This window comes from Nocardioides sp. YIM B13467 (assembly GCF_042788075.1).
Taxonomy (GTDB): domain Bacteria; phylum Actinomycetota; class Actinomycetes; order Propionibacteriales; family Nocardioidaceae; genus Nocardioides.
In genome coordinates this window covers 36,329-60,653 of the sequence record NZ_JBHZPJ010000020.1, presented here as the reverse complement: position 1 = coordinate 60,653, position 24,325 = coordinate 36,329, and the positions used below count along the sequence as shown (strand labels likewise).

The 24,325-nt window shown below is 68.2% G+C and carries 30 protein-coding genes; 4 read left to right on the top strand and 26 right to left on the bottom strand.

From position 1 onward, the window contains the following. Nucleotides 1-39: 39 nt before the first annotated feature. Entirely contained in the window at nucleotides 40-1,062 is a 1,023-nt protein-coding gene (locus ACFX43_RS05375) for a GNAT family N-acetyltransferase (protein WP_378817880.1), read from the bottom strand. Then, nucleotides 1,059-2,756 (bottom strand): ABC-F family ATP-binding cassette domain-containing protein, encoded by a 1,698-nt coding sequence (locus ACFX43_RS05370; protein ID WP_378817877.1) that lies wholly within the window; start codon nucleotides 2,754-2,756, stop codon nucleotides 1,059-1,061. Before ACFX43_RS05370 ends, ACFX43_RS05375 begins: the two co-directional genes overlap by 4 nt. A 105-nt stretch (nucleotides 2,757-2,861) precedes the next feature. On the opposite strand from ACFX43_RS05370, the gene ACFX43_RS05365 reads away from it, so the two are divergent. Further along, on the top strand, nucleotides 2,862-3,788 hold the full coding sequence (locus ACFX43_RS05365) for an alpha/beta hydrolase (RefSeq protein ID WP_378817875.1): 927 nt from the start codon (nucleotides 2,862-2,864) through the stop codon (nucleotides 3,786-3,788). 132 nt (nucleotides 3,789-3,920) lie between these two features. Further along, on the top strand, nucleotides 3,921-5,222 hold the full coding sequence (locus tag ACFX43_RS05360; RefSeq protein WP_378817872.1) for a cytochrome P450: 1,302 nt from the start codon (nucleotides 3,921-3,923) through the stop codon (nucleotides 5,220-5,222). A gap of 21 nt (nucleotides 5,223-5,243) precedes the next feature. Here the strand turns inward: ACFX43_RS05360 and ACFX43_RS05355 are convergent, their stop codons facing one another. The 5 genes from ACFX43_RS05355 to truA all read right to left on the bottom strand — a co-directional run bounded on the left by ACFX43_RS05355 (nucleotide 5,244) and on the right by truA (nucleotide 8,363). Further along, a complete protein-coding gene (locus ACFX43_RS05355; RefSeq protein ID WP_378817869.1) occupies nucleotides 5,244-5,618 on the bottom strand; it encodes a hypothetical protein in 375 nt (124 codons plus the stop codon). Between the two features lie 462 nt (nucleotides 5,619-6,080). Beyond that, nucleotides 6,081-6,338 carry a hypothetical protein gene (locus ACFX43_RS05350; protein ID WP_378817866.1) on the bottom strand — a complete coding sequence of 86 codons (258 nt, stop codon included), beginning with the start codon at nucleotides 6,336-6,338 and terminating at the stop codon, nucleotides 6,081-6,083. A gap of 100 nt (nucleotides 6,339-6,438) precedes the next feature. After that, on the bottom strand, nucleotides 6,439-6,819 hold the full coding sequence (locus tag ACFX43_RS05345; protein ID WP_378817863.1) for a hypothetical protein: 381 nt from the start codon (nucleotides 6,817-6,819) through the stop codon (nucleotides 6,439-6,441). A 76-nt stretch (nucleotides 6,820-6,895) separates the two neighbouring features. Next, nucleotides 6,896-7,513, bottom strand: coding sequence for a class I SAM-dependent methyltransferase (locus ACFX43_RS05340; RefSeq protein ID WP_378817861.1), 618 nt, complete (start codon nucleotides 7,511-7,513; stop codon nucleotides 6,896-6,898). Then, nucleotides 7,497-8,363 carry a tRNA pseudouridine(38-40) synthase TruA gene (truA, locus tag ACFX43_RS05335; protein WP_378817886.1) on the bottom strand — a complete coding sequence of 289 codons (867 nt, stop codon included), beginning with the start codon at nucleotides 8,361-8,363 and terminating at the stop codon, nucleotides 7,497-7,499. The genes ACFX43_RS05340 and truA overlap by 17 nt, the downstream gene beginning before the upstream one ends. 68 nt (nucleotides 8,364-8,431) lie before the next feature. Between truA and ACFX43_RS05330 the strand changes: the two genes are divergently transcribed. After that, complete coding sequence (locus ACFX43_RS05330; RefSeq protein WP_378817859.1) at nucleotides 8,432-9,379, top strand: ketopantoate reductase family protein; 948 nt, start codon at nucleotides 8,432-8,434, stop codon at nucleotides 9,377-9,379. A gap of 22 nt (nucleotides 9,380-9,401) precedes the next feature. Here the strand turns inward: ACFX43_RS05330 and ACFX43_RS05325 are convergent, their stop codons facing one another. Beyond that, entirely contained in the window at nucleotides 9,402-9,524 is a 123-nt protein-coding gene (locus ACFX43_RS05325; protein WP_378817858.1) for a hypothetical protein, read from the bottom strand. Between ACFX43_RS05325 and ACFX43_RS05320 the strand changes: the two genes are divergently transcribed. Next, nucleotides 9,523-10,107 (top strand): hypothetical protein, encoded by a 585-nt coding sequence (locus ACFX43_RS05320; RefSeq protein WP_378817855.1) that lies wholly within the window; start codon nucleotides 9,523-9,525, stop codon nucleotides 10,105-10,107. The two genes, ACFX43_RS05325 and ACFX43_RS05320, sit on opposite strands and share 2 nt — an antisense overlap. Before the next feature lie 47 nt (nucleotides 10,108-10,154). On the opposite strand, the gene rplQ is transcribed toward ACFX43_RS05320, so the two are convergent. The 18 genes from rplQ to secY all read right to left on the bottom strand — a co-directional run bounded on the left by rplQ (nucleotide 10,155) and on the right by secY (nucleotide 24,240). Further along, on the bottom strand, nucleotides 10,155-10,676 hold the full coding sequence (gene rplQ / locus ACFX43_RS05315; protein WP_183544321.1) for a 50S ribosomal protein L17: 522 nt from the start codon (nucleotides 10,674-10,676) through the stop codon (nucleotides 10,155-10,157). 74 nt (nucleotides 10,677-10,750) lie between these two features. Then, nucleotides 10,751-11,767 carry a DNA-directed RNA polymerase subunit alpha gene (locus tag ACFX43_RS05310; RefSeq protein ID WP_008361061.1) on the bottom strand — a complete coding sequence of 339 codons (1,017 nt, stop codon included), beginning with the start codon at nucleotides 11,765-11,767 and terminating at the stop codon, nucleotides 10,751-10,753. 149 nt (nucleotides 11,768-11,916) lie between these two features. Beyond that, on the bottom strand, nucleotides 11,917-12,525 hold the full coding sequence (rpsD, locus tag ACFX43_RS05305) for a 30S ribosomal protein S4 (RefSeq protein WP_091052418.1): 609 nt from the start codon (nucleotides 12,523-12,525) through the stop codon (nucleotides 11,917-11,919). 34 nt (nucleotides 12,526-12,559) lie between these two features. Next, nucleotides 12,560-12,961, bottom strand: coding sequence for a 30S ribosomal protein S11 (rpsK, locus tag ACFX43_RS05300; RefSeq protein ID WP_091052417.1), 402 nt, complete (start codon nucleotides 12,959-12,961; stop codon nucleotides 12,560-12,562). 86 nt (nucleotides 12,962-13,047) lie between these two features. Next, nucleotides 13,048-13,425 (bottom strand): 30S ribosomal protein S13, encoded by a 378-nt coding sequence (gene rpsM / locus ACFX43_RS05295; protein ID WP_008361056.1) that lies wholly within the window; start codon nucleotides 13,423-13,425, stop codon nucleotides 13,048-13,050. A 161-nt stretch (nucleotides 13,426-13,586) separates the two neighbouring features. Then, nucleotides 13,587-13,700 (bottom strand): 50S ribosomal protein L36, encoded by a 114-nt coding sequence (rpmJ, locus tag ACFX43_RS05290; protein ID WP_008361054.1) that lies wholly within the window; start codon nucleotides 13,698-13,700, stop codon nucleotides 13,587-13,589. Nucleotides 13,701-13,727: 27 nt separating this feature from the next. Next, nucleotides 13,728-13,949, bottom strand: coding sequence for a translation initiation factor IF-1 (gene infA / locus ACFX43_RS05285; RefSeq protein WP_011757309.1), 222 nt, complete (start codon nucleotides 13,947-13,949; stop codon nucleotides 13,728-13,730). A gap of 233 nt (nucleotides 13,950-14,182) precedes the next feature. After that, the gene (locus tag ACFX43_RS05280; protein WP_378817851.1) at nucleotides 14,183-15,436 is read right to left on the bottom strand and encodes a styrene monooxygenase/indole monooxygenase family protein; all 1,254 of its coding nucleotides are present in this window, start codon (nucleotides 15,434-15,436) and stop codon (nucleotides 14,183-14,185) included. A gap of 33 nt (nucleotides 15,437-15,469) precedes the next feature. Beyond that, nucleotides 15,470-16,003 carry an ATP/GTP-binding protein gene (locus ACFX43_RS05275; protein ID WP_378817884.1) on the bottom strand — a complete coding sequence of 178 codons (534 nt, stop codon included), beginning with the start codon at nucleotides 16,001-16,003 and terminating at the stop codon, nucleotides 15,470-15,472. 34 nt (nucleotides 16,004-16,037) lie between these two features. Further along, nucleotides 16,038-16,382, bottom strand: a complete 345-nt coding sequence (locus ACFX43_RS05270; protein ID WP_160027031.1) for a DUF742 domain-containing protein — start codon at nucleotides 16,380-16,382, stop codon at nucleotides 16,038-16,040. Then, nucleotides 16,379-16,828 (bottom strand): roadblock/LC7 domain-containing protein, encoded by a 450-nt coding sequence (locus ACFX43_RS05265; RefSeq protein WP_091052410.1) that lies wholly within the window; start codon nucleotides 16,826-16,828, stop codon nucleotides 16,379-16,381. Before ACFX43_RS05265 ends, ACFX43_RS05270 begins: the two co-directional genes overlap by 4 nt. 29 nt (nucleotides 16,829-16,857) lie before the next feature. Further along, nucleotides 16,858-18,141, bottom strand: a complete 1,284-nt coding sequence (locus tag ACFX43_RS05260) for an ATP-binding protein (RefSeq protein ID WP_378817848.1) — start codon at nucleotides 18,139-18,141, stop codon at nucleotides 16,858-16,860. 326 nt (nucleotides 18,142-18,467) lie between these two features. After that, on the bottom strand, nucleotides 18,468-19,505 hold the full coding sequence (locus tag ACFX43_RS05255) for an LLM class flavin-dependent oxidoreductase (protein WP_378817845.1): 1,038 nt from the start codon (nucleotides 19,503-19,505) through the stop codon (nucleotides 18,468-18,470). 30 nt (nucleotides 19,506-19,535) lie between these two features. Then, nucleotides 19,536-20,720 (bottom strand): enterochelin esterase domain-containing protein, encoded by a 1,185-nt coding sequence (locus ACFX43_RS05250; RefSeq protein WP_378817842.1) that lies wholly within the window; start codon nucleotides 20,718-20,720, stop codon nucleotides 19,536-19,538. A gap of 172 nt (nucleotides 20,721-20,892) precedes the next feature. Beyond that, nucleotides 20,893-21,504: a 4'-phosphopantetheinyl transferase family protein gene (locus tag ACFX43_RS05245; protein WP_378817840.1), complete on the bottom strand. Its 612-nt coding sequence runs from the start codon at nucleotides 21,502-21,504 to the stop codon at nucleotides 20,893-20,895. Between the two features lie 7 nt (nucleotides 21,505-21,511). Then, nucleotides 21,512-22,327, bottom strand: a complete 816-nt coding sequence (gene map / locus ACFX43_RS05240; protein ID WP_378817838.1) for a type I methionyl aminopeptidase — start codon at nucleotides 22,325-22,327, stop codon at nucleotides 21,512-21,514. A gap of 30 nt (nucleotides 22,328-22,357) precedes the next feature. Next, nucleotides 22,358-22,933: an adenylate kinase gene (locus ACFX43_RS05235; protein ID WP_378817835.1), complete on the bottom strand. Its 576-nt coding sequence runs from the start codon at nucleotides 22,931-22,933 to the stop codon at nucleotides 22,358-22,360. Next, a complete protein-coding gene (secY, locus tag ACFX43_RS05230; RefSeq protein ID WP_378817834.1) occupies nucleotides 22,930-24,240 on the bottom strand; it encodes a preprotein translocase subunit SecY in 1,311 nt (436 codons plus the stop codon). Before secY ends, ACFX43_RS05235 begins: the two co-directional genes overlap by 4 nt. Nucleotides 24,241-24,325 lie beyond the last annotated feature (85 nt).

Below are 24,325 nucleotides of genomic sequence, written 5' to 3'. Positions count from 1 at the left end.
GACACCGACCGGGTATGAGGCGCTCGTCCCCGTTGCGACTCAGGAGACCTGCTTCTGGGTGCTGCAGAGCCACTCGACCGGCTCGAAGCCCATGGCCTCGTTGACCTGGATCATGTGGGCGTTGACCTCGGCGTTGTAGGTGGACAGGGTCGGCACCTCGGGCCGCTCGGCCTGGAGCAGCCTCAGGTTGGCGACCTTGACCGCCAGCCCGAGCCGGTGGCCCCGGTGAGCCCCCTCGACCAGGGTGCCCCACTGATAGCTGTTCCCGTCCAAGCTCGAGTAGCCGATCACCGTATAGGCCACCACCCGGCCGTCGGCGTCCAGCGCCACCGAGTGGTAGAGGGTCCGCTTCTGGGCCGCGACCAGCTCCTCGGTCTCGCGCACCTTCGCCACGTCGGGCTCGAGCGCCTCGATGTCCAGATCGCCGGTCGGCGCCTCGGTCTCCAGGCTGGCGTCGAGCACCGCCCAGCTCTCCACGATGTCGTCGGGCACCCGGCCGACCCAGGACCGCAGCGTGTAGTCGCCGTGCTTCTCGGCGGCCTCCGCCGCCAGCCGGTCGAGGACGTGGTCCGGCACCGGGAGCCGCAGCAGGCGGCGCACCTCCACCAGGGCGGGCGCATAGCCCCGCGCGATGCCGAAGTCCCGTCCCGGCGATCCCTCACCTCCGGAACCGAGCGACCAGGGCCACCAGATCTCACCCGTGAACGACGTACGCCCCTGAGCGCGGGCCTCCGCCTCGACATGGTCGAGCAGACCGGTGCCGTGGCCGCGCCTGCGGTGGTCCGGCAGTACGGCCACCACCAGGGTCGCCCGGTGGAGGTTGTCGAGCAGAGGCATCGCCATCCAGGCAGCTGCGACCGCCTCCCCGCCGATGCGGCCGACGTACGCCCTGCGGTCGGTCTTCTCGGTCTGCTGCTGCAGCTCGACGCGCTGCTCCTCACGTGCCCACAGATCCGCGTCGGGGCCGCGTACGTCGAGCCACGACGCGGTCATCACGTCGTACCACGCGTCGAAGGCGTCGTCGTCGAACGGATCGACGCGCCCGATCACCAGCTCACTCATCGGGACCTCTCCACTCTCGTCTCGTCCCAGACCGGCTCCGGGGACTCGTAGACATCACCGTTGGCGCCGTAGACCAGGAACCGGTCGAAGCCACGGGCGAACCAGCGGTCGTGGGTGACCGCGACGACGGTGCCCTCGAACGACTCCAGCCCGGCTTCGAGGGCCTCGGCGGACTGGACGTCGAGGTTGTCGGTCGGCTCGTCGAGCAGCAGCAGGGTCGCGCCGCTCAGCTCGAGCAGAAGGATCTGGAAGCGCGCCTGCTGCCCGCCCGAGAGCGAATCGAAGGTCTGCTCCGCGGCGTGCGCGAGCTCGTAGCGGTCGAGCACCCGCGAGGCGGCCTCGCGCCCCATACCGGCGCGGCCCCGCCCGTCAGGCGTGGCTTCGCCGCGGTGCAGGATGTCGAGCAGCGTACGCCCCACCAGCTCCGGATGGGCATGGGTCTGCACGAACCAGCCCGGCCGCACGCGGGCGCCGAGCTTGGCCTTCCCACGGTGGCGGACCGGCTCGATGGGGGTGTCCTCGACCGAGCGGTGCTCCACGTCCGGGTCGGTGCCGCCGCGGGCGAGCAGCCGTAGAAAGTGGGATTTACCCGAGCCGTTGGAGCCCAGCACAGCAACCCGCTCGCCGTACCAGACCTCCAGGTCGAACGGGCGCATCAGCCCGGTGAGCTCGAGCGCCTCGCAGACCACCGCCCGCTTGCCGGTGCGCCCGCCGCGCAGCCGCATCTGCACCGCCTGCTCTCGTGGCTGCTCGACGGGCGGCCCGGCCTCCTCGAACTTCCGGAGTCGTGTCTGGGCCGCCTTGTACTGGCTGGACATCCCGTCGTTGTACTCCGACTTGACCTTCAGCCGCAGGACCAGCGCCTTGATCTTTGCGTGCTCCTCGTCCCAGCGACGGCGCTGCTCCTCGAACCGCAGGAACCGGTCTTTGCGGGCCTCGTGGTAGGAGGCGAACCCACCAGGGTGCGTCCAGGTGCTGTTGCCGGCGCCGGACGCGCCGAGCTCGACCGTGACCACCCTGGTCGCGGTGTTGTCCAGCAGCTCACGGTCGTGACTGACGTAGAGAATCGTCTTCGGGGACTCCCGGATGCGCTGCTCCAGCCAGATCTTGCCGGGCACGTCGAGGAAGTTGTCCGGCTCGTCGAGCAGCAGCACCTCGTCGGGGCCGCGCAGCAGATACTCGAGCACCAGCCGCTTCTGCTCGCCGCCGGACAGGGTGTCCAGATCGCGGTAGCGGGCGCGGTCGTAGGGCACCCCGAGCCCGGCCATGGTGCACACGTCCCAGACGACCTCGATGTCGTAGCCGCCGGCGTCGGCGTACTCGGCCAGCGCCGTCGCGTAGCGCATCTGGAGCCGCTCGTCCTCCGACGACATCAGCTCCAGCTCGCACGCCTCCACCGCGGCCGCCGCCTCGCGCACCCGCGCGGGCGCCACCGAGAGCAGCAGCTCACCGACGGTCGAGGAGCCCTTGCCGACCATCTGCCGCATCACCCCGAGACCGCCCGAGCGCACGACGGATCCCGCCGTCGGGGTCAGCTCACCGGTGACGATCCGCAGCAACGTCGTCTTCCCGGCGCCGTTGGCGCCGACCAGCGCGACCTTCGCGCCCTCACCCACCCGGAAGGAGACGTCGTCGAGCAGCACTCGTCCGTCAGGCAGCTGGAATCTCACTCCAGCAACGTCCACATGTCCCACAACGGTCCAGTCTGGCACCCGTGTCGAATGGTTATTCGCATCGGGATTGGTCGAACGGTCCCATCAGTAGAACGTGACGCTCGACACATTTTGGCGATTAACGATATGACTGACGCCATGCCTCCGCTCGACAGCCAGATCGCTGACCTGCTCACCCTCTTCGCGAAGGGCCAGCCCCTGGAGTCCTTCGACCCGCCGACGGCACGAGCGCTCTACCGCGCACTGGGCGAGGGCATCCCGCTTCCACCAGTCGGATCGGTGGAGAGCTCGGTGATCCCAGGGCCGGCCGGCGACCTGGACGTACGCATCTACCGGCCCACGACGCAGGGGCCGCTGCCCACGATCGTGATGTTCCACGGCGGCGGCTGGGTGGTCGGCGACCTCGACACCCACGAGGACCAGGCCCGCAACCTCGCCACCATCTGCGACGCCGTGGTCGTCGCGGTCGACTACCGGCTCGCTCCCGAGCACCCCTTCCCCGCCGCCTACGACGACGCGGTGGCCGCCGCCCGCTGGGTCAGCGACAACGCCGCGACGCTCGGCGGTGACAGCCGGGTCGCAGTAGCTGGCGACAGCGCCGGCGGCAACCTGTCGGCCGTGGTCGCCCAGGCCTTCCGCGACGAGGGGCGCGAGCTCGCCGGCCAGTTGCTGATCTACCCGGGGACCGACATGACCAGTGGCTACCCGTCCTACGCGGAGAACGGCCACGGCTACTTCCTCGAGCTGCCGACGATGAAGTGGTTCTCCGACCACTACGTGGGCGACGCCGATCGCGCCGACCCGCGGGTGAGCCCGATCAAGGGCAACCTGGATGGCCTGGCACCGGCGGTCGTGGTGACCGCGGAGTTCGACCCGCTGCGCGACGAGGGCATCGCGTACGCCAAGGCGCTGGAGAGCTCGGGGGTCCCGACGACCTACCACCACTGCGACGGTCTCATCCACGGCTTCTTCGCCATGGGCCATCACTCGCAGGCCGCACAGCTCGCGATCGAGGAGACGTGCGCGCTGTTCAGGACCGTGCTCCACGGGTGATCCCGGCGCGACCCTGAGGGGTGATCCAAGACACATCGTCAAACCAGGGGTATTCCTGATGACCGTCGATTGACGATGGGCCAGACTGGCCGCATGCCGATTGCTGCCCAGGTCAGTTCCCTTCTACGGGCGATGACGCGACCCCTGACGGAGCGGGTCCGCAAGCTTGCCCTGCAGTTCGCGATGCGGGGCAAGGAGTCGCCGATTCCCGACATCACCACGCTGCGCAAGATCCCCGAGCACCTGACCTTCCCGCTGCGCCGTGACGGCGTCGACCCGGTGCCGCTGCTGGCCGAGAGCCGCGAGCAGGCGCCGGTCACCAAGCTCGGCTCGGTGCTCGGCCTCGACATCGTGCTGGTCACCGGACACGCCGAGTCCAAGCACGTCCTGGCCGACAAGCTCGCCTACTCCAACGACATGCGTCACCTGCTCGGCACCCGCAAGCGCACCGACGCCGAGGGCATCGGTGGCCTCGGCATGACCGACCCGCCCGACCACACCAAGCTCCGCGGGCTGCTGACCCCCGAGTTCACCATGCGCCGCCTCGGCCGCCTCAACGAGATGATCGACCGGATCGTCACCGACGCCCTCGACGGCATGGAGGCCCACGGCCCCGAGGTCGACCTGGTCCACCACTTCGGCTTCGAGATCCCGTTCCGGGTGATCTGTGAGCTGCTGGGCATGCCCGAGGACGTACGCGACGAGTTCCACAAGCTCGGAATGGCCCGCTTCGACCTGTCCGAGGGCGGTGCGGGCGCCTTCGGTGCCGCCACCGAGACCAGGACGTTCCTCATCGAGCAGGTCCGCCAGCAGCGCGCCAACCCCGGCGACGGCATGATCGGCGAGATCATCCGCAACAAGGGCTCGGAGTACGACGACGTCGAGCTCGGCGGTCTCGCCGACGGCGTCTTCCTCGGCGGCTACGAGACCTCCGCCTCGATGCTCTCCATGGGCGCCTACGTCCTGATGCAGAACCGGGAGGCGTACGAGATCCTCCGCTCCGGCGACAGGGCCGAGGTCGACAAGGTCGTCGAGGAGCTGCTCCGCTACCTGTGCCCGGTGCAGCTCGCGTTCCCGCGCTTCGCCCGCGAGGACCACGACCTCTTCGGCGTTCCGATCAAGAAGGGCGCCGTCGTCCTGGTCAGCCTCACCGGCGCCAACCGCGACCCCGCGGTGGTGCCGAAGCCGGAGCAGTTCGACCTCCGCAACGCCGACACCATGCACTTCGCCTTCGGCCACGGCATGCACCGCTGCGTCGGCGCCGAGCTGGCCCGCATGGAGCTCCGCGCCGCCCTCACCGGCCTCGCCCGCCGCTTCCCCGACCTCGCCATGGCCACCGACGACCCCGGCGAGCTCGGCTGGCGCGACCTCTCCGTCGTCTACAGCCTCGACCGCCTCCCGGTCCGGCTCGCCAAGGAACCCGCCGCGGTCTGAAGGTCCAACCGCCCGGACCCATCAGCTGTCCGGATCTTGTCCCTCAGGCGTCCCGGCGGCAGCGGCACCGGCCCCTGGCGCGAAGGCCAGAAGAATCACGGTGACAGCCGGGTCGATGGCTCCCGCCGGGTACGCGAGCGCAAGGCATCCCAACGTCACCAGTCCGCTCAGCCCGGGCAGCCCGAACAACCTCGTCAGCACCAGACCGCCGCCAGCCACGACCGCCATCATGGCGATGAGCACCCACCCGAACCTGTCGAACGGGTCACCCCAGCCCTCGTGGCTCGACACCCATAGCCACATTGGCCAGGCAGCCGCGGCCAGAGCCACCGCGACGATCCAGGCGGCGTACGAAAGAAGGATGGCGCCATACCAAGTGGGGTCTGATCTGCTCATACGCAGAGCGTGGCGACCGGCGTGAATCCGCGCATGAGCACAAGTACTCAGTTCCGTCCCCTCGGTCGAGAGCGATAGTCGGGCTACCCAGGGCACCCCCAACAGTTGGCCCGGGCGAGTTCGGCGGGGCTCCAGGTTCCAGCCCCATGGCGATCTCGGCGCGGGAGGTTCCATCGTCAACTGCGGAATGAGCGGATCGCTTGAAGCCGGGGCTGCTATCGGGGCCGAGGTACACGTCCCAGACGTCGCCGACGCCAGCTGGACGTCGACCGAGGCGTCGTCGACCTCGTCGCGCATGTGGAGTGCGTACGCGACGCCGATCAGGAAGATCCCAAAGGCCTTCCCGCTCTGTTTCCCAGACCCGTCACCAATTTCGTCCACGCTCATGTGCGGAGCGTGCGCACCGAGGGCGCACTCCGGTCCGACTGGCCAAGGACCCCGTCCCCGCCTGATCAGTCGGCCTCACGTGAGGCCGACCATGACCCACACCAGCACACCCGCGTAGATCCCTACGCAGATCCACTCACATGTGGCGCGCGATGCCGCGGGGATCGCGGCCACCGTTGCGCCGGCGACAGGCGCAAGGACGAGCGGGGCCCAGTGGTTCTGCGAGTAGTGCCACAGTGGCCACGCTGCCGCTAGGGCCAACGCCCCAGCGACCAGCCACGCGACGTACGAACGGATGATGTTGCCATACCAGGTGGGGTCCGGTCTGCTCACCTATCGAACCTGGCCGAACAATGCGGAAGGTACATCCGCACGGATACTCAAGTGCACCGACCCGGTCCAGCTGGCTGAGGATCCGGTCCCGCCTGATCGCTCAGCCGTTCCAGGGCTGGGGCGCGGGCTCCTCACTGATCGCCACGGCGATCCAGGGCGCCAGGACGTACGCCGGGATCGCCAGCAGCGGGAGGCTCGTCATCGGGGTCGCGATGATCACGAACGCGGCTCCGGTGCAGAACCGTCCCAGCCCGGCGCGTGCGCTCAGGTAGGCCCCGACCACCGGCCCGATCAGCCCGGTGACGACCATCACCGGCACGCTCTCCAGCCGCGACAGCTCGATCCCAGAGCGCGTGACGGCAAGGTACACAGGCAGAACTGTCACCAGGCTCAACAGCGCGGCGACGCCCCAGGCCTTGTAGGAGCGGGCCAGGCGCTGGCGGTTCGTCAGCGCGGGGGTCGTCATCGCGGGACTGGTCATGGACGGAGTCTGGCAGCGCACCCCGCGCGACCGGCCGCGAGACGCGCGAGACGGCGGAAACCGGCATCTGGACCGTTCAGGAGCGGCGGGTCTCGAGGACGCGGAAGCCCTTGGCGCTGCCGATACGGGTGGTGGGGTAGCCCTGGTCGGTGATCCAGCGCTGCAGCGAGTCGCCGCCGAGGTTCTTGCCGACGACCATGACCGCTCGACCGTCAGGGGCGAGACGCGGGAGCCAGGTGAGGAGCAGTTCGTGGAGGGCCGGCTTGCCGATCCGGATCGGCGGGTTGCTCCAGATCTCGTCGTACGTCGTCTCCGGATCGACCTCGGCGGGCACCGCGGCGCGATAACGATCATCCAGACCCAGCTTCGCCGCGTTCTCGTTGGCCAGCAGGACCGCGCGCTCGTTGACGTCGACCCCGGTGACGTACGCCTCCGGCACCGCGAGACCCAGCGCGAGCCCGATCATGCCGTAGCCGCAGCCGAGGTCCAGCACTCGCGCGCCGGGCTTCAACGAGGGTGGCTCGGTCTCCTTGAACAGCACCGAGGTGCCGATGTCGAGGCGTCCCTTGGCGAAGACGCCCGACCCGGAGACCAACGAAAGGTCCATGTCCCACACGGTCGTCGAGACGGGGATCCGCTCGAAGGGCACCGACGGGTCGGCGGAGAAGTAGTGCTCGTCATCGGTCCCGGTCAAGCTCGCTCGCCTCTCTGCGATTCATGGTGCGTTCGTGCTGCGCTGCCAGCATCTCGTCGGGCGGGTACGCGACCTCTTCGAGCGTCAGACCGTTGGCCGGCGCGATCGGGATCGACGAGGACCGCGAGCGCGAGGCCAGCGACTCCTTGGCCCAGGTGACGTCCTTGCGGCCTTCCCCGATCACCATCAGGCACCCGACCAGCGAGCGCACCATGGAGTGGCAGAAGGCGTCGGCGAGAACGGTCGCCTCGATGATCCCGTCGGGGCGTCGTTCCCAGCTGAGCTGGCGCAGATCGCGGATCGTGGTCGCGCCCTCGCGCGGCTTGCAGAAGCTGGCGAAGTCGTTGAGCCCGACGAGATCGGCGGAGGCGACGTTCATCAGCGACAGGTCGAGCGGACGGGTCCGGTAGAGCACGTGCCCGCGCTGCAGCGGGTCGACGTACGCCGGGTCGTCCACGATCCGGTAGACGTAGCGTCGCCACAATGCCGAGAACCGGGCGTTGAAGCCCACCGGCGCCTCGACAGCGGCGCGAACGCGCAGGTCGGCGGGGAGGATCCCGTTCAAGCGCCGCACCAGCGAGTCGATCGGCGACTGCTCCGACCGTCCCCGTGAGGACTCGAGCACGTCAGCGTCGATATCGAAGTGGGCGACCTGTCCGCGGGCGTGCACACCCGAGTCCGTACGCCCCGCCACCGTCACCCACACCTGGGACCGCTCCCCCGTCGCCGGCACCCGCAGCGCGGTCGCCAGCGCGTTCTGGAGCTCCCCCTGGACGGTACGCAGCCCCGGCTGGGTCGCCCAGCCGTGGAACATGGTGCCGTCGTAGGCGAGGTCGATCCTGATGCGCACGTCACTCATTGTCCCAGCAACACCTGCCCCGGGCGGAATGCGCGAGGGCGCTTTGCCAGACTCTGCCCATGCGCTACGTGATCTTCGGAGCAGGAGCGGTCGGCGGCGTCGTGGGCGGTCTGCTGCACAGAGCAGGGATCGACGTCACCCTGGTGGCCCGCGGCGAGCACCTCCGCGCGATCCAGGACACCGGCCTCAGCCTCGACACCCCCGACGGCGTGCTCACCCTCGACGTACCCGCCGTCGAGGACGCGAGCCAGGTCGCCTGGACCGAGGACACCGTCGTCCTCCTCAGCGTCAAGGGCCAGCAGACCGAGGCCGCGCTCGAGGACCTGGCGGCGTACGCTCCGCCGGACACGCCGGTCGTAGCGATGCAGAACGGCGTAGCGAACGAGCCTCGGATCCTGCGGCGCTTCGCCAACACCTACGCCATCCATGTCGTGCTGCCCGCCACCTTCCTGACCCCCGGCGCGGTCGTCCAGGACTCCGGCAACATGCCCGGCATCCTCGACATCGGCCACTACCCCACCGGCGTCGACGAGACCGCCACCGCGATCGCGAACGACCTGGTCAAGGCAGGTTTCCTGAGCGAGCCGCGCGCCGACATCATGGCCTGGAAGCACCGCAAGCTCCTCAACAACCTCGGCAACGGCATCAACGCCGCGATCGCCCCCGGCCCCAGCGACGAGGAGATCTACGCCCGCTGCCTGGCCGAGGCGGAGGCCGCCCTCGCTGCCGCCGGCATCAGCGTCGTGACCGCCGACCAGGACCGTACGCGGCGAGCCGACCACATCACCGGACGCGGCCGTACCAACAACAGCTCGACCTGGCAGAGCCTCACCCGCGGCACCGGGGTCGAGATCGACTACCTCTCCGGCGAGATCGTGGTGCTGGGTCGCCTCCACGGCGTCCCGACCCCGGTCAACGAGGCCATCCAGCGCGCGGTCCACGCGATCGCCCGCACGGGTGCGGCGCCGGGCAGCCTCGACGGCGCCACCTTCCTCGCCGATCTCTGACAGCCGCCTCCGAAAGGGGTGGTCAGGTCCGCAGCGAGTCCGGCAGGCTGCCTGCCATGAGCCACGCCGCGCCGCCTCCTCCCCCGCCTCCTCCGTCGCCGCTGCCGCCGACCCACGCCACCGGGTCCGCCCCTCGATCGACCATGGGCGCCACCATCGCCGTGATCGTCGCGGTGCTGATCCTGCAGATCGCGATCGCCCTGATCGGCTTCGCCCTGACGTACTTTCTTGGCGGCACGATCGCCAGCATGTCCATCTCCAACATTGTGACCATCGTGCTCAACGCGCTGGTGTACGCCGTGGTGGCAGGTGGCGCCGCGTACATCGCCCGCACCCCGACGGGCCGACTCCTCGGCATCGTGCTGCCGATGCTCTCCTGGCTGTTGAGCACGGTGTTCTGGTACGGCCTCATCCGACTGCTGGACTTCTACAACCCAGCCGTCATCGGCTTTCTCGGACCGCTGTTCCTCATGCTGGTGCTGGCCGGCTGGGGATGTGCTGCCTGGGCCGGTAACCGTTGGCTGATCGGACTGCCCATCACCTACGTGCTGCTCATCGTGGTGCAGCTGCCGCTGTCGCTCGCGCTGGCGCCGGCCATGTCGCTCGACAACATCGCCGCCGCGCAACTGCTGTCGGCCCTCTCGACCGTCGCGACGACCGTGGTCATCGTGGTCGGCGGAATCATCTGCTGGCTGCTGGCCCGATCCGAGCAGGTCGCCGGGAAATGACAGTGGCCCGTCACCCTCGCGGGTGACGGGCCACAGTTCAGAACAGATCAGGCCTTGGCCTCGGTGGTCTCCGCAGCGGGAGCCTCCTCGGCAGCAACCTCGGTCTCGTCGGCGGCGGTCTCCTCGACCGGAGCCTCCTCGACCGGGGCCTCCTCGACGGGAGCCTCAACCGGAGCCGCGGCAGCCGGAGCAGCCTTGGTCTTCGGCTCGTAGGCCTCGTTGACGAGCTCGATCACAGCCATCGGAGCGTTGTCGCCCTTGCGGGGACCGATCTTGGTGATCCGGGTGTAGCCACCCGGACGCTCCGCGAACTGCTCGGCGATCTCGGTGAAGAGGGTGTGCACGACGGACTTGTCGCGGATGGTCTTGAGGACCTCGCGACGGTTGTGCAGGTCACCCTTCTTGGCCTTGGTGATCAGCTTCTCCGCGACGGGGCGGAGGTGCCGGGCCTTGGCCTCGGTGGTGGTGATGCGGCCGTTCTCGAACAGCGCCGTGGCGAGGTTCGAGAGGATCAGCTTCTGGTGCGCGGGCGAACCGCCGAAACGGGCACCCTTCTTCGGGGTAGGCATCGTGCCTGCTCCTTCTCTCCGGCCGTATCAGGTACCGGGGTAGACGCCCCTCACGGGGCGGTTTTGGTGGAAACTCAGTACTGCTCGTCCTCGACGAACGCGTCGTCGTCATCGTCGCCGTAGGCGGCGAGGGCGGCGGACGGGTCGAAGCCCGGAGCGCTGTCCTTGAGGGACAGGCCCATCTCGTGCAGCTTCAGCTTGACCTCGTCGATCGACTTGGCGCCGAAGTTACGGATGTCGAGCAGGTCCTGCTCCGAGCGCGAGATGAGCTCACCCACGGTGTGGATGCCCTCACGCTTGAGGCAGTTGTAGGAGCGAACGGTCAGCTGCAGGTCCTCGACCGGGAGGGCGAGGTCGGCGGCGAGCTGCTCGTCGACCGGCGACGGGCCGATGTCGATGCCCTCGGCGTCGACGTTCAGCTCGCGGGCCAGGCCGAAGAGCTCGACCAGGGTCTTACCGGCCGAGGCGATCGCGTCGCGGGGAGCGATCGACGGCTTGGTCTCGACGTCGATGACGAGCTTGTCGAAGTCCGTGCGCTGCTCGACACGTGTGGCCTCGACCTTGTAGCTGACCTTGAGGACCGGCGAGTAGATCGAGTCGACCGGGATGCGGCCGATCTCGTTCTCGGCGCCCTTGTTCTGGACCGCGGAGACGTAGCCACGGCCACGCTCGACGACGAGCTCGAGCTCGATCTTGCCCTTGTCGGACAGCGTCGCGATCTTCAGGTCGGGGTTGTGCACCTCGACACCGGCCGGCGGCGCGATGTCGGCGGCGGTGACGTCACCGGCACCGGACTTGCGCAGGTACATGGTGACGGGCTCGTCGTGCTCCGAGGAGACGACCAGACCCTTGAGGTTGAGGATGATCTCGGTGACATCTTCCTTGACGCCCTCGATGGTCGAGAACTCGTGGAGGACGCCGTCGATCTTGATCGAGGTGACCGAAGCACCGGGGATCGAGGAGAGCAGGGTGCGGCGAAGAGAGTTGCCCAGCGTGTAACCGAAGCCCGGCTCGAGGGGCTCGATCACGAAGCGGGAGCGGAACTCCTCGACGGACTCTTCCGACAGGGTGGGGCGCTGTGCGATAAGCACTGATTTGTCCTTTCCGGGCCGACCGCTATTTGACGGACCCGAACTTCAAGGGGTGATGACGGAAGGCTGTGGGGCTGGCAAGGCCCCGGCGTACGACTTCGTATGAAGTTGAACGCCGGGGACTCACCGTGGTTACTGCTGAGGGTTGATCAGAGCTTCGAGTAGTACTCGACGATCAGCTGCTCCTGGACCGGGACGTCGATCTGGGCCCGGACCGGGAGCTGGTGGATCAGGATGCGCATGCGCGACGGCACGGCCTCGATCCACGCGGGGACGACGCGCTCGCCGTGGGTCTCACGAGCCACGATGAACGGGGTCATCTCCAGCGACTTCTCGCGAACGTCGATGACGTCGTGAGCCGAGACCTGGAACGAAGGCACGTTGACCTTCTTGCCGTTGACCAGGAAGTGGCCGTGAACGACCAGCTGGCGGGCCTGGCGGCGGGTGCGGGCGAAGCCGGCGCGGTAGACGACGTTGTCCAGGCGGCCCTCGAGCAGCTGGAGCAGGTTGTCACCGGTCTTGCCACCGCGACGGTGGGCCTCGGCGTAGTAGGAAGCGAACTGCTTCTCCATCACGCCGTAGGTGAAGCGAGCCTTCTGCTTCTCACGAAGCTGGAGGAGGTACTCGCTCTCCTTGATGCGGCCGCGGCCGTGCTGGCCGGGAGGGTAGGGGCGCTTCTCGAACGCCGCGTCGTTGCCGACAAGGTCGACACCGAGACGGCGCGACTTGCGGGTCATGGGTCCGGTGTAACGGGCCATTACTCTTCAGTCTCCTTCTATGTCTCGGTGGGGATCAAACGCGGCGGCGCTTGGGCGGACGGCAACCGTTGTGCGGGGCCGGCGTGACGTCCTGGATGGTGCCGACCTCGAGGCCGATCGCACCCAGGGAACGGATCGCGGTCTCGCGGCCCGAGCCCGGGCCCTTCACGAAGACGTCGATCTTCTTCATGCCGTGGTCCATCGCGCGGCGGCCAGCGGCCTCGGCGGCCATCTGAGCGGCGAACGGGGTGGACTTACGCGAGCCCTTGAAACCGACGGTGCCGGCCGAGGCCCACGAGATCACCGCACCGGTCGGGTCGGTGATCGTGACGATCGTGTTGTTGAACGTGCTCTTGATGTGGGCCTCGCCCTGAGCGACGTTCTTCTTCTCCTTGCGACGAACCTTCGTCGCACCCTGTCGGGTCTTCGGAGGCATGCATTAACTCCTGTGTTGGCTGGTCTGTGAGATCGAGGCGAAAGCCGGATCAACGCTGCCCGGAAAAATCCGGTACAGGCGTCGGATCACTTGGCCTTCTTCTTGCCGGCGACGGTGCGCTTCGGGCCCTTGCGGGTGCGCGCGTTGGTCTTGGTGCGCTGACCGCGGACCGGAAGGCCCTGACGGTGGCGGCGACCCTGGTAGCTGCCGATCTCGATCTTGCGACGGATGTCAGCCTGGACCTCACGACGGAGGTCACCCTCGGTCTGGATGCCCTGGGCTTCGATCTCGTCACGGAGCTTGACCAGCTCGTCCTCAGCCAGAGCGTGCACCCGGGTGTTCGGGTTGACGCCGGTGGCCTCGAGGAGCTTCTGCGAGGTGGTACGGCCGATGCCGTAGATGTAGGTGAGAGCGATCTCCACGCGCTTGTCGCGCGGAAGGTCAACACCTTGGAGGCGTGCCATTGTGATCCTTCTGGTTGCGTCAGAGGTGTCGGTCGGGTCGCGTCCCGGGGTGGCACCCTCGGGCTCCGGCCTCTGCTCCGGAGGTGAGTTCGGACCCAGAAAGATCTGGTACTGCGTCCTAGCGACTCGATGAAGTATTCAGTTGTGCTGCGAGCTGGGACTCAGCCCTGGCGCTGCTTGTGGCGCGGGTTCTCGCAGATCACCATGACGCGGCCGTGGCGACGGATCACCTTGCACTTGTCACAGATCTTCTTCACGCTCGGGTTGACCTTCATGTCAGCCCTTTCTTGATCGTCGGCTGGTTACTTGTACCGGTAGACGATCCGACCGCGCGTCAGGTCGTAGGGAGACAGCTCCACCACCACGCGGTCCTCAGGAAGGATCCGGATGTAGTGCTGTCGCATCTTGCCGCTGATGTGGGCGAGAACCTTGTGTCCGTTGCTCAGCTCCACACGGAACATGGCGTTGGGGAGGGCCTCCACTACGGTGCCCTCGATCTCGATCACGCCTTCTTTCTTCGGCATGCCCTCTGCAATCTGTTGGTCGGTCATCTACCGTTCAAACCACGGATCGGATGACCCGCGGGCGGTCCGGGAACCTCTCCGAAAACTCGGAGTGGACCTCGTGAAGCCATCTGCATGTCTCACCCGCGAGCGCACAGAAGCGCGCCGACCGGGCAGCCGCGAGGCACGACGAGACAGACCCACGTTGGACCGACTACCAAGACTAGACCTCTAGAACAGCAATGCCCTAATCGTCAAGCCCGGGTGGCCGCGTCCGCCTGAGCGACCTCCGAGACGTACGCGAGCGCTGTCTCCGGGTCGCCGAGGAACGGTCCGAGGTCCTCGGGGTGCGGGAACAGCCGGGTGAACCGGTCCGCCACCGCCTGGTGCTGCGTGGCCGCACCGAGCACCTGCTGCACGTGGTCGGGAAGCGGGTTGAGCAGCGCGTCGGTCAGACCGGTCGAGTGCTGGGCACGGGTCTCCCAGAAGGTCTCGAAGGTCGCCTGCATCCATTCGGGGTCGAACGGCCGGTCGCCGCGCTCCAGGATCGCCTGGGTGTAGATCCCGGCGCAGTGGGCGGCATTGTTGGAGCCCTGCCCCGCGATCGGGTCGTTGACCACGACGACGTCGCCCATGCCGAAGACGAACGTGCCGTCCGCGACCTCGGCGTACGGCTTGCGGATCGTGCCGGTGAAGGCGCCCGAGAGCGAGGCGCGGGCGTCGGTGGGCTCGCAGTCCAGCATCAGCTCGCCCTCCCACGGCATGTGCTCCAGCATCACGTGCTGCAGCCGGCGCAGGTGCTCGTCGGGGCGAGGGCGGTCCCAGAAGCAGTCGAAGGGACCGTCGGGGATCGCCTCGACGAACGCGACCCGGCTCGGCCCGAACTGGGTCAGGGCGCTGATCACGAACAGCTCCCCCACCCCGGGCGCGACGTTGATCCGCATGCTCCCGGCGGGGAAGTCGTCGGGCTCGACCATGCCGTGGAGGTAGATCGCCGAGAGCGCGCGGCCGGGGGTGTCGTACTTGGAGCGGACCGGGTCGCGGTCGAACAGCTCGACGATCTCGCCCTTGCCGGCCGCGATCAGGGTCAGCTCGTACATCGAGGCCAGGCCGGCCAGGTCGGAGGTCATCACCGGGTGGTAGATGATCCGGCCGCCCCGATCCTCGAACAGCTCCAGCCAGGAGGACATCTTCAGGCGCTGGTCGACGGACATGGCGTACGGCTCCCAGGGCCCGTCGAACTTGAGCGCCCGGACCCCGGGTTCCGGGCTGACCGAGATCCCGACCGCGGGGATGCGGGGCGCCTCGTCCTCCCACAGGTTGAGGTCGTAGACGCGCTCGTACTGCAGCGCGGGGTCGAACATGACCTGCGTCGACGTCGGCCAGCCGTCGCGCAGCTCATCGGGCGTACGCGCGGACATGACCGTCACCTCGTAGCCCTCGGCCTGGAGGCTGAGAGCGAGCTGCATGCCCGCCTGTCCGGCGCCGACGATCAGGATCTTGCGCAATGAAACTCCTTCGGAGTTGGGACGCCTCCGGGCTCAGGCGCGTGTGGGGGTGGTTTTCATCGTGTGCGACAGGCAGGCGACCAACGTCTTGGCCGTCGACCTGCGGTCGCGGGCGTCCACGGTCACCAGTGGCGTCCGCTCGTCGAGGCAGAGCGCGTCGCGCACCTTCTCCAGGGAGTGGGTCAGCTTCCCGTCGAACAGGTTGACCGCCACGATGAACGGGACGTCGGTGTCGTTCTCGAAGTAGTTGACCGCCGGGAAGGACGCGTCGAGCTGGCGGGTGTCGACGAGTACGACGGCACCGCTGGCACCGCGGCACAGGTCGTCCCACATCGGCCAGAACCGGGGCTGGCCCGGGGTGCCGAACAGGTAGAGCAGCAGGTCGGGGGCGAGGGTGACCCGGCCGAAGTCCATCGCGACCGTGGTGGTCGTCTTGGCACTCGAGTCCGAGAGCGGGTCCACCGACTCACCGGCCTGCGTCATCCACGCCTCGGTGTTGACCGGCGGGATCTCTGAGACCGAGGCGACCAGGGTCGACTTCCCGACGCCGAACCCGCCCGCGATCACGAGCTTTGCAGAGGTGACGGTCAGTGCCGGGCGGTCAGCCGAGCTCGGAAAGGCCATCGATAACTCTCTTCAACAGACGGTGGTCGAACGGGGAGTCGTAAGCCCCCTCATTGATCTGCAGGTGCTCGGTCGAGGCAAGATCCTCGAGCAGCACGCGCGTCACCCCGAGCGAGATCCCGCAGTGTGCCGACAGCTCCGCGACCGACTGTGGCCCGAGGCGTACGCGGTCGTAGAGCCGGCGCGACTCGGGGGTCAGCTTGGCGGCCGCGCGCGCGTCGAAGTGCGCCGCCGAGACCAGCGTGTGCACGTACAGCTGGTGGTTGGTCTTGGTACGGCCTCCCGTCAGTACGTAAGGACGCACCCACGGGTTGGAACTCACGCGCGCTCTCCCGCCATCGAGCTGACCGTCATCTGGCGCAGCTCGTCGCGCATCTGGGGGGTGAGTACGTGGCCGACGGCGTCGACCATCTGGGCCATCTTGTGGGCGACGACGCCCAGGTTGGCACCGGCACCGACGAGGACGGCGAAGCCCGCGAGGTCACCGATACCCATGAAGAGGAAGTGTCCGGTGTGGAACTTCAGCATCACCTGGTCGCAGCCGGGCTCGCCCACCTCGCGCGCGATGTTGTTGCCGAGACTGATCACACCGGCCGTCATCGCGGCGAGCGGGTCGGCGACGTTGGCGGACATGCCGCCGGCACCGATCAGCGGGAGTCCGTCGGAGGAGACGATGAGCGCATGGGTCACACCGGGGGTGGAGCTGGCGAAGTTGTCGATCAGCCAGCTGAATTCCTTGGGGTCGCGGGGGACGACCGGGCTTTCCATTACGAAAGGGTTCCTTTCACTGCTGGGTCTTAGCTACCAAGGGAGAACGCGTCGAGATCGTCGGCGAAGGAGTGCCGGGCCGCCGACTGGTCCTCGGGCGAGGACTCTTCGGTCTGCGGTCCAACGGCTGCTTCGGGCACGGTCTGCTTGCTGCGCAGGCTGACCGGCTCCCGGCGCGGGAGCGCGCCCGACTCTACTGGGCTGCTCTGCTCAGCGGGCACGGAGGCCTCGTTCGTCTCATCCGTCCCATCCGTCTCAGCGGGAAGCGGGAGCGGCGTCTTCATGGTGTCGGCGGAGATATCCGGCGACGGCTGCTCGGTGGGCGGCGGCGCGAACTGCGCCGCCGGCTGCTGCACAGGCTGTTGCACCACGGGCTGTTGCCCGGTCTGTGGCGCAACCTGTTCGGCCGACGGCGTCGGCCGGCGCAACGGCTCGAGCAAGGACGGTCGCATCTCGCGCCGCACGGGCTGGGCGGCCGGCTGCGGCACGGACTGTGGCACCGACTGGGGTCCCCGCCGCCGTGGGGCGGGCGGCAGGACCGCGACGCTGCTCGCGCTCGAGGCCCTCGGCAGCTCGGCCGGCTCGAGCGGGGTGACCGGCACCTCGCACAGGAGCTGGGCCGGCACCGTCACCATCGCGATCATCCCGTTGCCGGGCGCCGGTCGGGTGGCGAGGCGTACGTCGATGTCGTACTTGCGGGCGATCCGGTGCACCACCGGGAACCCGGTGTGGCTCCCGGACTTGCTGACCAGCTCCACGATCGGACCAGCCAGCAGCGCGTTGAGGCGGCCCACCGACCGCTCCGGGATGCCGATCCCGGTGTCCTCGATGCGGAACAGCACGTCGCCGGCGTCGGCCAGGTGGACGTTGACCGTCACCGCACCCGGGGAGTACTTGGTCGCGTTGTCCAGCAGCGCGGCGATCAGGCAGGAGACATCGTCGGCGGCGTAGCCGATGACGGCGAGGTCGCTCACCCGGCCGATCGTGACCTGGTTGTAGCGCTCGATGCCCGACAGCGCCATCCGGATGATGTCCAGCAGCGAGGTGTCGATGCCGCCCATCTCGTCCTCGGCACGGCCGGCGAGCGTACGCATGTCGCGGCTCGCGCGCCGCATGCGGGTGACGGCGTGGTCGACCTCATAGAGCTGCTTCAGCCGGTCGGGGTCGTCCTCATCGGCCTCGAGGCCGTCGAGCGAGATCCGCATCTGCTCGGCCAGGCTGATCAGGTGGAGCCCGAACTGCTCCATGATCTCGGGCCAGGCCTCGTCCTCTTCCACCTGTAGGGGTGGTGGCGTGGAGGAGATCTGTGGCATGGCGGGGTTCTGTGGCACCGGTGGAAAGGGCGCGGCCTGACCCCCGGTCGGAGGGAATGAGCGAGCAAGACCCGGATCTGACTGCTCAGCGAGCGTCGCAGTCTGGGGCCCCCGGCGCTTCAACCAGCGCAGGCTCCAGCGTGTCATGAGGCGGCACTTTCAAATGTGGAGAAGGAAACAGAGCGGTGATCAGACTGGCACAACCGGTGCGCGAGCGCAGAGTTACGCGCCCAGAAGCAGACAGTGTCCTAGGTCCCTCGTCCCAAGTGGCTCAGGCGCGCCGTCACCTCGCGACGAGGTGGCCCGATCCTACGCGGCCGCCCAACTCAGTTGGCCAGCAGGCGCAGCGTCTCCTCACGAGCCGGCGAGGTGCGCGGGTCCGTGCCCTCGTACGCCGATCCGACCGGGTTCACCATGACCTCGTCCACGCCGTACTCCTCGGCCATCCCGGCCAGGCGGGCCTTCGCGTACGCCGCGGAGCCGATGATCCAACGGGCACGCATCGTGTCGACCAGCCCCTGGTGGGCTTCGGGGATCTCCGTCTTCTCGGCCTCGTCGATGCTGGGCTGCGCGGTCAGCGGCTGGCCGGTGCGCAGCTTCAGCATGGTCAGCAGCTGGGGCAGCGCTCGGCGGTCGGCCTCCTCGGAGGTCTCGGCCACGCTCGCGTTGACGGTCAGGAAGGTCTTCGGCTCGCTGAGGAGCTCGGAGGGCTGGAAGGTCGAGCGGTAGAGCTCGATCATCGCCTTGGTGTCGGTGCCGTTGCCCGCGAAGTGGTGGGCGAAGACGTAGGGCAGGCCCTTCTCGGCGGCCAGACGCGCGGAGTAGTCGGAGGAGCCAAGCAGCCAGAGCTCGGCGACCGACGCGGCCGACGGGGTCGCGTGCAGGACGTGCTGGCGGCCGCCGGCCATCAGCCCGACGCCCTCCGGCGCCATCATCGCGACGATGTTGTCGAGGTACTCCGGGAAGCGGTTGACCGCGTCGTCGCTCACGCCACCCGCACCGTGACGCAGCGCCCAGGAGGTCACCGGGTCGGTCCCCGGCGCGCGGCCGATTCCGAGGTCGATGCGTCCCGGGAACGCCGCCTCGAGCAGCGAGAACTGCTCCGCCACGACCAGTGGTGCGTGGTTGGGCAGCATCACTCCCCCGGACCCGACCCGGATCCGCTCGGTCGCGCCGGCCACCAGTGAGATCAGCACCGGCGGGTTGGTCGACCCGACCGCCGGCATGTTGTGGTGCTCGGCGAGCCAGTAGCGCTCGTACCCGAGCTCGTCGGCCACCTTCGCCAACGACAGTGTCGCGGCCAGGGCATCTGCGGAGGACTGGTCCTTGCGGACCGGGACGAGGTCGAGAACGCTCAGCTTCACGTGAAGTCTCAACCCGCCCCGGGGCGTCGCTTATTCCGGCGGCAGCAGCGCGCGCAGGCCGTCGGCGACGGCCGAGCGCCACCAGGCGTAGTCGTGGCCACCGTTGTGCTCGGCGGACGTGACGTCGATTCCGGCGGCACGGAGACGGTCGACGAGGTCGTGGTGGAGCTCGTCGAGGACCCACTCCTGGGTGCCGTGCGCCAGGTGCACGCGCGTCTTCGCCTCCGCCGTGACGGCGTCCGCGAGGTCGTCGAGCCACAGCGAGGCCGACTGGCTGGCGACCCCGTGGATGTGCTCGGGATAGGTCAGGCCGGCACGCAGCGCGGTGACGCCGCCGAGGCTCTGACCCACGACGTACGTCTCCTCGGAGACCGCGCGACGCTCGCGCACCCACGGCAGCAGCTGGTTGACGATGTAGTCGGCACCCTCGCCGCCGGCGAGCTCCTCCCACCGCTTGTCGCGGCCGCCGGAGGCGGGCAGGACGCAGCGTACGTGGCGCAGGTGGCCGTCGGCGATCAGGTTGTCGAGCGTGGTCGGCAGCGAGTGGTGGTCGGTCCAGATCTCACCGTCGAGGGCGACCACGAGCGGCAGGTCGACGTTGAGACCGGCACCGGCGGGGTCGTAGAGCCAGACGTCGCGGCCGTCGGGGCCCACTTCCAGCGTCACCGTGCCGGCGACGACGTCGTCGCGGCGGAACAGCCACGGCTGCAGCGGAGCATCGGGCAGGGAGACGACCGACTGCTTGACGCCCTGCCGGTTGTGGCACCAGTCCGGGTTGAGCGGGTCGAGGTAGCCGCGTTGCAGCACGGCACGCAGTTCGACCTGACCCTCGCTCTCCCACGGAGCCGGCTCGCCGGGGTGCTTGCACAGGAAGGAGTACGAGGCCCGCCAGTCGCCCTTCATCAGGAACGAGGCGTGCCACAGGTCGGTGCCTGCCTTCCGCTCGAGCATCGTCTCGGCGAGATGACGCTCGTCGGTCAGCCGGTTGGCGAAGAGGAGCACCTCCTCGGCCTCGTCATCGCGCCAGCAGAAGGTGACGATCACCTCATGGTCCGCCGCGCCGGTGCCCGTCTCCTCGACAAGCGGGAGCGAGGTGGCGATCTGGTCCCAGAACATGTCGATGTCCTCAGGACTGAGGCGGTCGATGATCGCGCTCCGCGTCCGCGCTGATGGATTGGGTCGCGCCGCCGTTGGTGGTCGCAACTGCGTACTCATCCGGTTCTTCCTCCCGAGTACGGGGCTCTCTCTGTCCCCGCGGGCTGACCAAGTTACTCACAGTCGGGGGCCTCACGCGAGATGCCGAGGTCCCTTTCTCTGTCAACTGATAGGTGATGTCGCATATCCGCTAGTCAGACGCGTCGATGAGCGGGAATCGTTCAGTTTCCTATCAGTTTTCGGTCCGCATGTCGGCACAGATCGCGACCGCGCCGAGGAATCCGGAGCCCTCCCACTGGGTGAGCCGGACCTCCCCTACCTGGCCCGCCGGGACGTCGCCGGCGAGGACGTCGAGGCGTTGCGCCGCAGCCATGCTTCCGTGGCCGGCCTTGACCAACGCCTCCTTGCGCACCCACAACCGCGTGAACGCGTACGCCGCGTCCTCCTGCCCCGCCACCCAGGCCGCCTCGCGCGGCGAGAGCGCCCGGTCGGGCCCGCGCGAGACCTTCTCCACGTCGATGCCGCAGCGTCGACCGGCCGCAACCGCGGCGACCTGGCCACGGGTGTGGCTGAGGCTCACCCGGACCGCTGCCGTACCGGCCACCGACGGGGCTCCGTGCTCGGTGCTGTCGCAGCGAGCGCAGCGCTGCTCGATCATGATCTCCTCGCGCGCAGTGCCCAGCAGCTCAGCGGCGCACTCGCGGACGAGGACGTGCGCGGCGGCGTACGCCTGCTTGTCGGCATCGGCGACCAGCCGCTCGTGACGCGCCCGCTCCGCGGTGGAAAGCAGCCCGAGATCGGCGTCGATCTCGGCCACTGCCGCGAACCGCACGATCTCGGTCATGCGCGGCTCAGTGACCGCCCCAGGGCACCCCGAGCTTGCCGAGCATCTCCTCGCCGCCGTCGAGCGCGGTGAGCACCCAGACGCCGTCGGAGGTGAGCGCGAAGGTGTGCTCGAAGTGGGCCGCCCAAGAGCCGTCGTCGGTCACGACGGTCCAGTCGTCGTCCAGGGTGGTGACCTCGGGGCCACCGAGGGTGAGCATCGGCTCGACGGCGAGCGCGATGCCGCGCTGCAGCTTCGGCCCCTTGCCGGGCTTGCCGTAGTTGAACACCGACGGCTCCATGTGCATCTCGGTGCCGATGCCGTGGCCGCTGAAGTCCTCGAGGATGCCGTAGTCGCCCTGGGAGTCGACGTAGGTCTCGATGGCGTGCGAGATGTCGGTGACCCGTCCGCCGAGGCGGGCAGCGGCGATGCCGTGCCACATGGACTCCTCGGTGACGCGCATCAGCTCGGAGACCTTCTCAGGCACCGAGCCCATGGGCACCGTGATCGCGGCGTCGCCGTGCCAGCCATCGACGATGGCGCCGCAGTCGATCGAGATGATGTCGCCCTCGGCGAGCACCCGGGAGCCGGGGATGCCGTGGACCACGACCTCATCGACCGAAGCACAGATCGAGCCCGGGAAGCCGTGGTAGCCCTTGAACGACGGGACGCCACCCCGGGACCGGATCGAGTCCTCGGCGATGGCGTCGAGCTCGAGAAGGGTGACTCCGGGCCGCGCGGCGGCCCGGAGCACCTCGAGCGTCTCGCCGACCACGAGGCCGGCCTTACGCATCTTCTCGATCTGCTCAGGGGTCTTGATCTGGACCTTGTTCAAGAAGCCCACTGCTCCCCCGTTGCGTACAAGATGTTTGTTTCAGGACTCAGGGACGATGTCGAGCTCGTCGAAGATCCGCTTGGTGACGTCGTCGACATCACCCATGCCGTCGATCTCGTGGACCAGGCCGCGGCCCTTGTAGACCTCGATCAGCGGCGCGGTCTCCTCGAGGTAGACCTCCTGGCGGCGGCGGATGACGTCCTCGGTGTCGTCGGCGCGACCCTCGAGCTCGGCACGCTGCAGCAGCCGCTGCACGATCTCGTCCTTGTCGACCGTCAGCACGACCACCGCGTCCAGCGCGTGGCCGGTGTACTTGATCATCCCGTCGAGCTCCTCGACCTGCGCGAGCGTGCGCGGGTAGCCGTCGAGCAGGAATCCCTGGGCCGCGTCGGGCTCATCGATGCGGTTGCGGACCATCAGGTTCGTGATCGAGTCCGGGACGTACTCTCCCTTGTCCATGTAGGACGCTGCCTCGACGCCCAGGGGCGTGCCCTGGGAGACGTTGGCGCGGAAGATGTCGCCGGTCGAGATCGCCGGGATCTCGAAGTGCTCGGCGATGAACTTCGCCTGGGTGCCCTTACCGGCTCCCGGCGGGCCCATGATGATCAGTCTCATCGGAGGAACCCTTCATAGTTGCGCTGCTGGAGCTGGCTCTCGATCTGCTTCACCGTGTCGAGGGCGACGCCGACCATGATGAGGATCGAGGTGCCGCCGAACGGGAAGTTCTGGTTGGCGCCGATGAGCGCCAACGCGATCAGCGGGATGAGCGCAACCAGACCGAGGTAGAGCGAGCCCGGCAGTGTGATACGGGACAGTACGTAGGACAGGTAGTCCTCGGTCGGCTTCCCGGCCCGAATTCCTGGAATGAAGCCGCCGTACTTCTTCATGTTGTCGGCGACCTCCGGCGGGTTGAAGGTGATCGACACGTAGAAGTAGGTGAAGAAGATGATCAGCGCGAAGTACGTCGCCATGTAGATCGGGTGGTCGCCCTGGACGAAGTAGTTGTTGATCCAGTCGACCCACACCGGCGGGTTCTGCGCGTTCTGGTTGAACTGCGCCGCCATCGCCGGCAGGTAGAGCAGCGACGAGGCGAAGATGACCGGGATGACACCGGCCTGGTTCACCTTGAGCGGGATGTAGGTCGAGGAGCCGCCGAACATCTTCCGACCGACCATGCGGCGCGCGTACTGGACCGGGATCCGGCGCTGGGCCTGCTCGATGAAGATGACCGCCGCCATGATCGCCAGACCGATGACGATCACGATCGCGAACGTCCACCAGCCCTTGTCGTTCTTGACCGCCCACATGGTGGCCGGGAAGGTGGCGACGACCTGGGTGAAGATGAGGATCGACATACCGTTGCCGATGCCGCGCTCGGTGATGAGCTCACCGAGCCACATGATGACCGCGGTGCCGGCGGTCATGGTGATGACCATGACTAGGAAGGTGGCGGTGCCGTCGTCGTGCAGCAGCGGCTGGGTGCAGCCCTGGAGCAGGTCGCCGGAACGGGCCAGCGCGACGATGCCGGTGGCCTGCAGGACCGCGAGGCCTAGGGTCAGGTAGCGGGTGTACTGCGTGATCTTCGTCTGCCCCGCCTGGCCCTCCTTCTTGAGGCGCTCGAGGCGAGGGATCACCACGACGAGAAGCTGCAGGATGATGCTCGCGGTGATGTACGGCATGATGCCGAGCGCGAAGATCGTCAACTGCAGCAGTGCGCCACCGGAGAAGAGATTGACCAGGTTGTAGAGGCCGGCGCTGTCACCGGTCTGAGCCGCGTCAAGACACTGCTGGACGTTCGCGACGTGAACGCCAGGAGCCGGGATCTGGGACCCAGCCCTGAAGATCACGACGATGAAGAGAACGAAGAGCAGCTTCTTGCGCAGGTCCGGAGTACGGAACGCTGATGCGAACGCGCCAAGCACGAATGGTTCCTCTTTCGACAATCAGGGGTCGCAGGGCCTGCGCCGATGCGAAAACCCGTGGCAGCCTAACAGCCCCCACGGCAGT